Source organism: Phyllobacterium sp. GQ127 (genome assembly GCF_059758635.1).
Genome location: NZ_JCAXDZ010000009.1, coordinates 150,265 through 159,916 on the forward strand (window position 1 = coordinate 150,265; position 9,652 = coordinate 159,916).

At 55.1% G+C, this 9,652-nt stretch carries 12 protein-coding genes; 6 read left to right on the forward strand and 6 right to left on the reverse strand.

From position 1 onward, the window contains the following. Positions 1–95 precede the first annotated feature (95 nt). A complete protein-coding gene (locus tag AC6CHM_RS23125) occupies positions 96–563 on the forward strand; it encodes a TonB-dependent receptor domain-containing protein (protein WP_498175300.1) in 468 nt (155 codons plus the stop codon). A 188-nt stretch (positions 564–751) separates the two neighbouring features. Here the strand turns inward: AC6CHM_RS23125 and AC6CHM_RS23130 are convergent, their stop codons facing one another. The 4 genes from AC6CHM_RS23130 to AC6CHM_RS23145 form a co-directional block, all read right to left on the reverse strand. After that, positions 752–2,203 (reverse strand): MFS transporter, encoded by a 1,452-nt coding sequence (locus AC6CHM_RS23130; RefSeq protein ID WP_498175302.1) that lies wholly within the window; start codon positions 2,201–2,203, stop codon positions 752–754. Between the two features lie 192 nt (positions 2,204–2,395). After that, complete coding sequence (locus AC6CHM_RS23135; RefSeq protein ID WP_498175304.1) at positions 2,396–2,833, reverse strand: hypothetical protein; 438 nt, start codon at positions 2,831–2,833, stop codon at positions 2,396–2,398. A gap of 224 nt (positions 2,834–3,057) precedes the next feature. After that, on the reverse strand, positions 3,058–3,201 hold the full coding sequence (locus AC6CHM_RS23140) for a hypothetical protein (RefSeq protein ID WP_498175306.1): 144 nt from the start codon (positions 3,199–3,201) through the stop codon (positions 3,058–3,060). A gap of 26 nt (positions 3,202–3,227) precedes the next feature. Next, positions 3,228–4,358 (reverse strand): polyamine ABC transporter substrate-binding protein, encoded by a 1,131-nt coding sequence (locus AC6CHM_RS23145; RefSeq protein WP_498175347.1) that lies wholly within the window; start codon positions 4,356–4,358, stop codon positions 3,228–3,230. A 545-nt stretch (positions 4,359–4,903) separates the two neighbouring features. Between AC6CHM_RS23145 and AC6CHM_RS23150 the strand changes: the two genes are divergently transcribed. From AC6CHM_RS23150 to AC6CHM_RS23160, 3 genes are all read left to right on the forward strand, one after another. Beyond that, positions 4,904–5,461 (forward strand): TetR/AcrR family transcriptional regulator, encoded by a 558-nt coding sequence (locus AC6CHM_RS23150; protein ID WP_498175308.1) that lies wholly within the window; start codon positions 4,904–4,906, stop codon positions 5,459–5,461. Between the two features lie 451 nt (positions 5,462–5,912). Further along, positions 5,913–6,293, forward strand: a complete 381-nt coding sequence (locus AC6CHM_RS23155; RefSeq protein WP_498175310.1) for a pentapeptide repeat-containing protein — start codon at positions 5,913–5,915, stop codon at positions 6,291–6,293. Positions 6,294–6,470: 177 nt separating this feature from the next. Beyond that, a complete protein-coding gene (locus tag AC6CHM_RS23160; protein WP_498175312.1) occupies positions 6,471–6,914 on the forward strand; it encodes a hypothetical protein in 444 nt (147 codons plus the stop codon). Between the two features lie 112 nt (positions 6,915–7,026). On the opposite strand, the gene AC6CHM_RS23165 is transcribed toward AC6CHM_RS23160, so the two are convergent. Next, positions 7,027–7,221 carry a YdeI/OmpD-associated family protein gene (locus tag AC6CHM_RS23165; protein WP_498175349.1) on the reverse strand — a complete coding sequence of 65 codons (195 nt, stop codon included), beginning with the start codon at positions 7,219–7,221 and terminating at the stop codon, positions 7,027–7,029. 296 nt (positions 7,222–7,517) lie between these two features. On the opposite strand from AC6CHM_RS23165, the gene AC6CHM_RS23170 reads away from it, so the two are divergent. Then, the gene (locus tag AC6CHM_RS23170; protein WP_498175351.1) at positions 7,518–8,003 is read left to right on the forward strand and encodes a Tn3 family transposase; all 486 of its coding nucleotides are present in this window, start codon (positions 7,518–7,520) and stop codon (positions 8,001–8,003) included. A gap of 164 nt (positions 8,004–8,167) precedes the next feature. Next, complete coding sequence (locus AC6CHM_RS23175) at positions 8,168–8,377, forward strand: cold-shock protein (protein ID WP_498175314.1); 210 nt, start codon at positions 8,168–8,170, stop codon at positions 8,375–8,377. 241 nt (positions 8,378–8,618) lie between these two features. On the opposite strand, the gene rnk is transcribed toward AC6CHM_RS23175, so the two are convergent. Then, a complete protein-coding gene (gene rnk, locus AC6CHM_RS23180) occupies positions 8,619–9,032 on the reverse strand; it encodes a nucleoside diphosphate kinase regulator (RefSeq protein ID WP_498175316.1) in 414 nt (137 codons plus the stop codon). Positions 9,033–9,652: the final 620 nt, after the last annotated feature.

Consider the following 9,652-nt stretch of genomic DNA (forward strand, 5'->3'; position numbering starts at 1 on the left):
GGTCCTCTGATTCGCACAGGACCGGCCGTTTGACGACACCTTTGTAACCGGACGCGCGGCACTTTCATGGAAGTGGAACGAGGAGATGCTGAGTTATGCATCTGTTGCGCGCGGCTATTCTTCAGGCGGGTTCGAGCGCTATACTTCGGATGCATATGCGGGGTTGCGGCAAATCCATTCAAGGCTGCCACCGTGTGGACATACGAAATCGGCACAAGGCAAAGCTGTTCGACGATCGACTCGACCTGAATGCCAGCGTTTTCTACAATGACGTAAAAAACGGACAGGTGGCCACATTCGATCCGGCAAGCTTCCGGTTCCTGTTAGCCAATCAGGATTTGCGCAGCTACGGCTTCGAGGTCGAAGCAAAACTGGTGCTTGATGAGTACTGGAAATTCACAGGCGGTATTGGCGTAACGAAGTCGGAACTCGTCAATGTTCCAGCCAATGCGTCGACAGGTGCGAGGGATGGCTATGACGCTCCCAACGCGCCGGAACTCACGGCGAATCTGGGTATAGAATATTCACGTCCTCATTCAAGCTGGACGCTTATCAGCTGGTGAATGCGCAAGTCGGCTTCGAGGCAAACAAGGCTCTATCGCCGGGGCAAAAAGATGATCTGACGACGCGAAAACCTACGTTTCCCGGTAGCTCAATGACTGAGGATTGGAATCTGTCAGAAAACAAATCGGCACCCTCGGCCCGGGCAAATGTCTGGCAGTAAAATGAACAGGGCCGTGAATATCGGCTATCACACCCCCCTGCGGCTGTTTTTGCGGCTGGTTGCAAGATGAGCGGTCACCACACCAACCGCGGCGATTGCGGCAATGCCGAAGATAACATAGCGTGCGGAGATTAGTCGATCATCACCTGCCAAAGTCATGAATCCGCCCGCCAGTGCGGAGGTTACCGCAAAAGCCATGGTTTGGATCATAGCCAGCCCGGCAGCTGCCTTGCGTCCCTCGCTCGGATCGCTGACGCTATTCATCGCCGCCACCGCCAGGAACGGATAGGACATGCCGATGCCTATCCCTGCAAGGAACAGAGTCGCCAGCCATAGGGCAACCAGCAACATCGAGGCGTCGTTGGCCTGAAGCAGGGCATAGGCGCTCAGCGCCGCCGCCAGCAGAAGCGATCCGGCACGAACCGCCAGACGCTGCTTGGCCTCGTCTTCGACGGAGACGATGAGAATTTGGGCCACGACCCAGCCCGTGGAAAGCACCGCGCCCAGAACTCCGCCCCAAAGCGGACTCAGCCCGCCGAGGTCCTGCGCGAAAAGCGGGACGAAGTTCTCGATCATCACGCCGGCGCATAAAAGCCCGGCTGTAAGATAGGTCCATTTGAGCGGGTTCCCCACCTGGTATGTCCCCGCGGCCAGAATGGTGTTCGGCCCCCGCCGATCGATCATGACGAAAAGAACGAGAATCGCCAGACCCGACCCGACGGCCAGGAGCATCGGCCACCCGGTGGGAACGAGGGAACTGAGGCCGATCGTCGCCGCCGCGAGAATCAGCACTGTCAGCGAGACGATTGGGATAGGCTGACGGTGCTCCCTGACGACCAGGCTGTTGCGCAGGGCATGCAGGGCCATCAGCGCCAGTAAGGCTGCCGCGGCGGCGATGGTGCCATAGGCCCAGCGCCATGCGCCGAACTCGCCGAACAGCCCGCCGAGCAGGGGGCCGAATAAGGCGCCAAAACCCCATGTGGACGCCGTCATCCCGGCTGCCCGCGCCCACAGCCGCCGAGGCAGGACGGAACGGATCACCGCATAGCCGAGACCTGCAAGGAATCCGCCGGCCAGCCCCTGCGCTGCGCGTGCGGCAAGCAGCAACTCGATCACCGGACTGAGCGCATTGGCGGCCGCTCCGGCTCCAAACAAGACGAAAGCGGCGACAAAGCAGGTCCGGGCTCCGTAAAGGCCGAGAGTACGGTCGACCAGCATGGTGCCGGAAATCGCGGCCAGCACATAGATCGTAGTTACCCACGCATAATAATGCATGCCGCCAATGTCGCCGACGATGGTCGGCATCAGCGCCGCCGTGAAATACATGTTCATAGCATAAAGAAGGGTGCCGCCGGCTATGACGGCCACGACGGCGAGCCGGCCCTCTGCGAACAGGTCCGCCCAGCTTCCCGGCCGCGCCTGGAACGGTTCTGGGGGCTCTTCCTCGCGGGTCGCTTCATCTGGGCCGGCATTGCTCATCTGCGTGCTCCTCCTTTGTCGGCAGCAGGCGTCCGCATGTAGCGCGTTGCTGGAGGGCGCGGGGTATGCTGTGCAGGAGTGGAAAGAACGGTTGGATGCACCGCATTTGCTTCGGCTACAATCGAAAAATTGGCGTCTCCTGCCATCTTGAATCCCCAGCCTGCGAGATCTCACCAAATCCATGGCCTTGACCTATTCTAGTGGTCTGCCCCTCCAGGCATTGCGAGCGCGCAGGATCAGCCATGCTTGGCTGACGAAGCAAAGCGACACTACGACCGCTATTGCAAGAAGCCCCAACGTTTGCAGGAGGACGCCATCCATTCCCGATTCTCCCCAGAGGGCGATTTGCGACAACGATCCGAAGCCTATCGCGAGGCCGAACAAGAGCAAGAAACCAAATGTCGGTCCGGCCAAGGTGATGCACAGGAGAACCAATAGGATGACGATCCCGGCCATCATGTTGCTACGGGTGAACCCTCCTATGAGGAGAGCCAATAATCCGCAACCGCCGCCCATGATCGACAAGAGCCCCCACTTCGGCTCAAAGCTTAAAAGCCTAAAAGCAAGCACGGAAATACAAGCCAGAAGCAAGAGCAGAGCGGTGGTCTTGAAAAGAGCAGAACGGTGCAAGTTTGAACTCCCATTTGACGAGGTATAAACAAACCCGAACAAGTCGCTTTTCTGGTGACCGATGCTCCTTTGGATCTGGCCGTCCGGCCAGATCATCGCCTCTCCATAGCATCGCTCAAGGGTCCAGGGCCATTGGTATAAGGACTGTCAGATGCCACTTTCTTCTGCTGGCTTCAATGCGTTGCGCTTACCAAGCCTGCACAGGCGCCACCGAGAACAAGCAATCACTCATAGTTGCGGCGCTCGACCACTCGTCCCTTGACCAACACGATGATCTGGTCGGCCTGCGCTAGATGTTTGGCCCGTCCATAGCCTTGCTCGTCCATGCCCAGTGTCTGGGCGCTGCGCAGCCGCATTAAACTGCTCACACTGATGAGAGCTATATTGCGCGAAATCACTGTCCGGTTGTAAGTCTGGTCCAGGCCCGGGTGATGATCCGCTGTTGCCTCTGGTCCGGTGGCTGTACAGTGAAGAGCGTTGCCATGGTCGCCTTGTCAGGATAGATCGCCGGATTCTGGCGAATGGCTTCATCGACTTTGTCCTGGGACGCCAACACGCCGTTGGCGAATTTTACGAAGTTGGTGTTCCGTGCAGCGATGTCCGGACGCAGCATGAAGTTAATGAAGGCGTAGGCCTCCTCCGGGTGCGGTGCATCTTTCGGGATGGCCATGGTATCGAGCGACATAAGCGTGCCTTCCTTTGGGATGACATAGTTGATGTTGACCAGCGGCTTGTCCGGCGAGGTCTGATGCGCTTCCAACGCGCGATCTCGTGCCTGGAAGGTGTCACCTGACCAGCCAACCGCCAGACATACGTCACCGTTTGCCAACGCGTTGATATATTCGGAAGAATGAAATTTTCTGATGTATTTACGGACCTTCCCCAGCAACTCTGCAGCTTTCTCAATATCAGCTGGATTCTTTGAGTAGTCTGGATCGAGTTTGAGATAGCGCAGCGCTGCGGGAATCAAATCTTCCGGTGAATCGAGCACATAGACACCACAATCTTCGAGCTTCGAGATCGTCTCCGGATTGAAGATCACACCCCAGCTATTGACTGGCGTATCGCCGAGCCGCTCCTTCACCTTGTCAATATTGTAGCCGATACCAGTCGTGAACCATGTATAGCTGGCCCCGTGGCTGTTGCCTGGATCGTAGACTGCAAGCCGCTTGTAAACGTCCTCCCATGCATATTGCAGGTTTGGCAGTTTCGCCTTGTCGAGTTCCTGTATGGCGCCCGCCTTGATCTCACGCTGCAGGAAGGTCGCTGAAGGCACGATCACATCATAGCCGGAGCCACCTGCATAAAGTTTGGTTTCGATCATCTCGTTCGAATCGGTTGTGTCGAATTCCAGTTTGATGCCCGTCTCTTTGGTGAAATCAATCAACACGGTCGGATCAACATAGTCAGACCAATGAAGGACATTAAGCGTCTTCTCCCGAGCGTCAGCAGGCTGTGATAAAATGATGGTGAATCCTACCAACGCGGATCGCGCAACGTAAGAAGCCAGCATGCGGTGCTTCATAAACTTCATCGGACTGCTCCCATTGCGTGCGCACAAGCCTTCGTATCGCCTGTCAACAAGGGATGGCTCCTGTGCGCAGGTTGATAACGGCGTATTTTCGATCTTATCGGCACGAATAAAACATCTTCATATTCGCACGTCAAGAGTTTCGATACAGACGTATCTAAAAGCGGGAGCCTTGTGAAAGCTCGTCCTAGCAAAGGGTTTGCCTGGGAGCCAAGCGTGCCGGATGCTCCGTTCCCCATGTGGATTCCGGCGTGTGGCAAGGACGCAAGAATGACGTCGATCCAAGCGCCTGTCTCCGCTAGGAAATCCGCGATATTTCCCCGCGGTGTCACGCTCGTCGGCGGACGCCCTTTCCATCTCCGTGCCGGCGGAGGGCCTGACTCAAGCGCTGGCGTGGAACGATCACCGAAAAGAGAGCATCCAAAGGCCTCGCTTTGCGTTGACGTGCCTTCGGTCAATCGGTGCTCGGCCGTGCTTTCTTGCCATTCTGCAAGCGAATGGATAGATACGAATCGTATCGAAACTCAAGAGAGTAGATAATGGGCCGACCGCGAACAATTGATCGTGACAAAGTGCTGAATGCCGCCGAGGCCGTGGTGAGCCAGGTCGGCGCGGCCGGCCTCTCGATCGACGCGGTCGCGAAGGCGGCAGGTGTCTCCAAGAGCGGAGTGCAGCATTGTTTCGGAACGAAGCACCAACTGATCGACGCCATGTTCGATCGCTGGGAGACCGAATTCGATGAGGAGGTCGTGAAGCTGGTCGGGATCGACACTGATCCGATCAATCATATTCGCGCCGACATAGAGGCGACCCTGCGAACCGATGAGGTCAACAACGCCCGATCCGCGGTGATGATGGCGGCGCTCGTCCAGACGCCGGAGCAACGCCAAAGAGCGCAGAGATGGTATCGCAGCCGCATGGAAAAGCTCGACGTTGCGACGGAGATCGGACGGCGTACACGTCTTGCGTTCCTGGCTTCGGAAGGCATTTTCATGCTGCGGAGCTTTGGCCTCATGGAGGTCTCCGAATCTGATTGGACGTCGATCTTCACCGATATCCTCGCGCTGCAGTCGGGCCGTTTGGGGATCGACCGCTGATCGACTGAGAAACAGATCGGCGTTGCTGTCACAATGGCGGCTCTGCACGGGGCGCCGCCTGGATGATCCGATGCCGCGCGGCGAAACCGTTGGCAATGCGGTCGATTTAGGCTGCGTAGCAATCGCCTAGGCTCCGAAACTGGACTGTCTGTCGTGCAATTCCTGAAACCTACATCACGTTCGCAGCGGCCCGGATTCCGGGCCGCGAAGTGTCGCAAATGTCCGTCGCTAAACTTTCACTTTTGCACGCGACTTTTGCGATGGAAATTCCCCTGAAAAATCAATGCTGGCGCTTTTGTTGCGAAGGTCAGGAATGGCGCGACTGACTTTGTGAGTTGTGACAAGCGGCATGGCCAAAATTGGCGTGGACTCGTTTGATTCGACGGTCGTAAATATTTGCGCAATCTGGCATTCTTTGGGTCACAATATGATTGACCGGAGGATAAAGACGATGAGCGATCACCAAGAACACAATCAATTTGACGGCCCTCAGATGCAGGGAACGCATTACAAGCGGGCTAATATGTCAGGCGCTAATTTCGATGGCGTAAACCTTGCAGATGCACAGTTTTACGCCGTGTTGACCAAGGCAAGGTTCACCGACACTAATTTAAGCGAAGCGGTTTTTGACGATATCACCCTTGCAGATGCGCGCTTTAATAACGTCAATCTGTCTGGAGCCGCCATCACGAATGCCAATCTATCGCGATTGACCATAAGTGGCGTCACGTTGGCAGATTCGGACATCAAAGATGCCGATTTGACTGGGATGAGGATCAATGGCGTTCTCGTAACCGATCTATTCATGGCCTATGAACAGGCAAAAACCTGAAAGACGTCGCAATAATGACCGAACCTGCGACACGTCGGAATCCGCAGGCCTCGGCATTCTTGATCTGTTCCGCAACGTAGAGAAGGTCGCGCGTCGATCGGGTGAGGCGGTCTAGCGTCGTGACCGTCACCCGTCGCCAAGTGCCACTGGTCGAGGTCCTGGCCTTGAGTGGAAACGTTGTCCGAATATCTCAACTTCGACTCGTCTCGGAAAGGCGACCTGGATCGCCTAGATGATCTGATCCAGAGATCGGCCCCTACACTCAAACGCTATTTTCACAAAGGAACCCCAGCGGGTGACGCCGGCATGCGAATGAAAATGATAGGCTATCGGAAGTTCCGGTATTCAATAAAATCAGGCAAATCTACGGATTGGCCGATCGTCGGCGTCGCTCTCCAGAAGAGCTATATCAGCGTCTATTTCTCAGTCACAGTCGATGACCAGCCAATCTTAGATCGCTACAAGGGAAGCCTCAGGGAAAAAAGAGCGGGTCGAAACAACGTCAGCTTTGTAAGATTTGACGATGTTAGGGAGGAAGCATTTTCCAATCTGATTGTCGAAACGGCAGCAACAGTTCGGTCAGATCCCGATAACCCAATTCGCTATTGCGAAGGCCCATAGACGTCTGGTTTCCACCATCTCGGACGTAGGATGTCGGGTAAATCCCAAATTTTGCTTCCGATGATATGCCGACATCTGTGACGTATTAAAACCTAGGAATTTCCCGACAAATTTAGCGATTGGCCGCTTGCTCGACACGCCGCGCGCGGGACTTTGCTTTTTTGGCTCCGGTCACGGCCTCTACATATTCTTTTTGATGCGAATAGCTCAACGCATCCCAATTCTTTCGACCGGCCGCGGTCAGGGCCTTTTCAAGATCGGATGGAATCGTGATGGTCCGTTCATCAGTATCGAGTTCAATCGTCACGTCCAAAACTTCTCTCCCTTCAAGGCCCGCCGCCTCCCGATTTCTGCATCAGGTTATACGCCAACTTTTGCGACACAGCAAAGGTCAGGATTTCCGCGACAAATTCAGTGGGATCATGTGTTGATCTGCCGTTTGATACCGATTAAGTTAAATGTACGTTGCTAGTTATCATGGGAGCGTATGGCCGGCGCTGACCGACGCGAGAAAATTCTAAACATCGCCGCGATGGAGTGCGCAGAATATAGCCTGCACGGAGTTTCGGTAGAGGCGATCGCGCGCACGGCCGGCGGGATGCTCTGACGCAAGCAATCTGCACGTTTCGGCAAGGCCGCATTATCGAACGCAGCCATGAGGCGCAGCAGTATCGTGCGTCCGGCCTTACTCTCGTCATCGCAGCAATTGTTTACTGGAACTTCACCTATATGGCCGACACGCTTGCGTATCCACGTTCGGGCCGGCAATGTCGTGGACGATGCTCTTATGGACCACACGTCGCCGTCGGATGGAGGATATCGCGTTCTCCGGCGGTTCCTCTGGCAGCAGACCGCGAAAACAGATCACGGAAAATGCTGGTACTCCCGGAAGAGCACTGGCGGCCTGACTGTTCTTTCCCTGTTCACGCCAACCGTTGTTCAGCGGGAAGCCATGCGATGCTCTCTGCAACCGGACTGATGATCGATCACTTGCCGAAAGAAATATCCTGGCAGATTGGCACGTTCAGACGGAAGCAGATGGCTTATCTAAAGTGCCGCTTCTCGGTTGTATGCTGCGCTCAACAGTGACACGTTCCGCCCGATTAGGGCAACTGCCACGGCCACAGTGCTGCGGAAAGATGAAACGCATGCAAGTAAAGATGAAAACAAAATCATATTTTGCCAGTGCAAAGGCTTGATCCGCGATAGGTGAGACGATAACGGTACTGTTCAATTTATCGGGAGGATTTATCGTGGCAACAGGCACCGTGAAATGGTTCAACGCAACCAAGGGTTTTGGTTTTATTCAACCGGACGACGGCAGCGCGGATGTTTTTGTCCACATTTCTGCCGTCGAGCGCGCCGGAATGCGCAGTTTGAGCGACGGACAGAAGATCAATTACGAGATTGCGCGCGATAATAAATCCGGCAAAATGTCCGCCGACCAGTTGAGCGCAGGTTAAGCAGCCACAGCAAATTCGGGTCAAAACGAAGGCGGAATTTTGTCCCGCCTTTGTTCTTGCGCCTCGGCAAACGGTACGGTCTGGAAGCAAGAAATCCATATGCCATCGATCAATTCAATGATCCCTCACCTGATGAGGTTCAACCCCGTCTGCCTAAGTTAAAATGAGAAGATAAGCAGGTCTCAGGACAGCGTCCGGGAACTCGGCAAACCATCGATTGCAAGCAAGACGGATAGGAAGGCTACGCTTCCGCTGGATGTCCCGTCACTGCCAAAACCGTAAGCTTGTGCAGTCGCCCATCCCGTGCAACCCAATCCATCATCTGACCCGGGGCCAGGCCGAGGAGAGCAGTTCCAATGGGAGTAAAGATGGATATCTTTCCTTCAGAAATATCCGCGTCTCCGGGGAACACAAGCGTCACTTTTCGCATGTTTCCCGTATCCGTCTCATACTCCACAGTCGATCCCATGCGCACGACGTTGCCAGGTACCGAGGCGTCAGTTACCACACGTGCACGTTCCAGCTCGAGCGAAAGGCCATCGGAGGTCTCTGGAAAACGATCGGCTGCTGCCAGCGCAAGGTTGCTCAAACGCTCGTGATCAGTCTTGCCAATCACGATTAACGGCTTTCGCGTGTTCTTGATGCGGTTCTTCATGGTCTTGCTTTCATTCCGGCCCTGCCACAGCCACCCGAGCGTGTTCGAGGGCCGTTCAAAATAGTCGATACGTGCGATATGCCTTTCGCTGTGCTTTTCCCCCGCGATCGGAGCTGATTTGCCGCCGAGCCGGGGGTCAGTCTCCCGCTATGGGACAAACCCTGAAAATTATTGTTTCGCAATGGTTGGAAACCAAAAACATTTGCAGACCATATCCACTTCAATCGAAATGCGTAACATTGTACTTCAGTCTGATAGTTGGGGGTTACTCCTTGAAAGTCAAGGTGCCGTCCATGCTGACGCTTTAGTTATAATTTCGACGGTTTTACTATCGCTGAGCTGCAGGTTACATGCGTTTCATTTTATGCATTAGAAATGACATGTTGAGTTATTACTGTTTCGCTTCAAAAACAGAAAGGTTCCTCACCCGCAGGAGGCAAACAGGACTTTGATGAGCTTCAGAAAATAGCTTTCAACGCCGGTGACCCTGAAGGAATGCCTCCCGGCGGGGGCTCAGCCGGCATCGGTCCTGTCAAGCGCCCGCCGCGCTCTTGAGAACCGCCAAATGTTCGCTGCAGATGGTTTCGACAAGATCGTGCAGGATCCTGGTCCGCTGACCG

Coding starts and splice junctions, on each gene's coding strand:
- AC6CHM_RS23125 (WP_498175300.1), top strand. CDS start 96: ATGCATCTGTTGCGCGCGGCTATTCTTCAGGCGGGTTCGAGCGCTATA.
- AC6CHM_RS23130 (WP_498175302.1), bottom strand. CDS start 2,203: ATGAGCAATGCCGGCCCAGATGAAGCGACCCGCGAGGAAGAGCCCCCA.
- AC6CHM_RS23145 (WP_498175347.1), bottom strand. CDS start 4,358: ATGAAGCACCGCATGCTGGCTTCTTACGTTGCGCGATCCGCGTTGGTA.
- AC6CHM_RS23150 (WP_498175308.1), top strand. CDS start 4,904: ATGGGCCGACCGCGAACAATTGATCGTGACAAAGTGCTGAATGCCGCC.
- AC6CHM_RS23155 (WP_498175310.1), top strand. CDS start 5,913: ATGAGCGATCACCAAGAACACAATCAATTTGACGGCCCTCAGATGCAG.
- rnk (WP_498175316.1), bottom strand. CDS start 9,032: ATGAAGAACCGCATCAAGAACACGCGAAAGCCGTTAATCGTGATTGGC.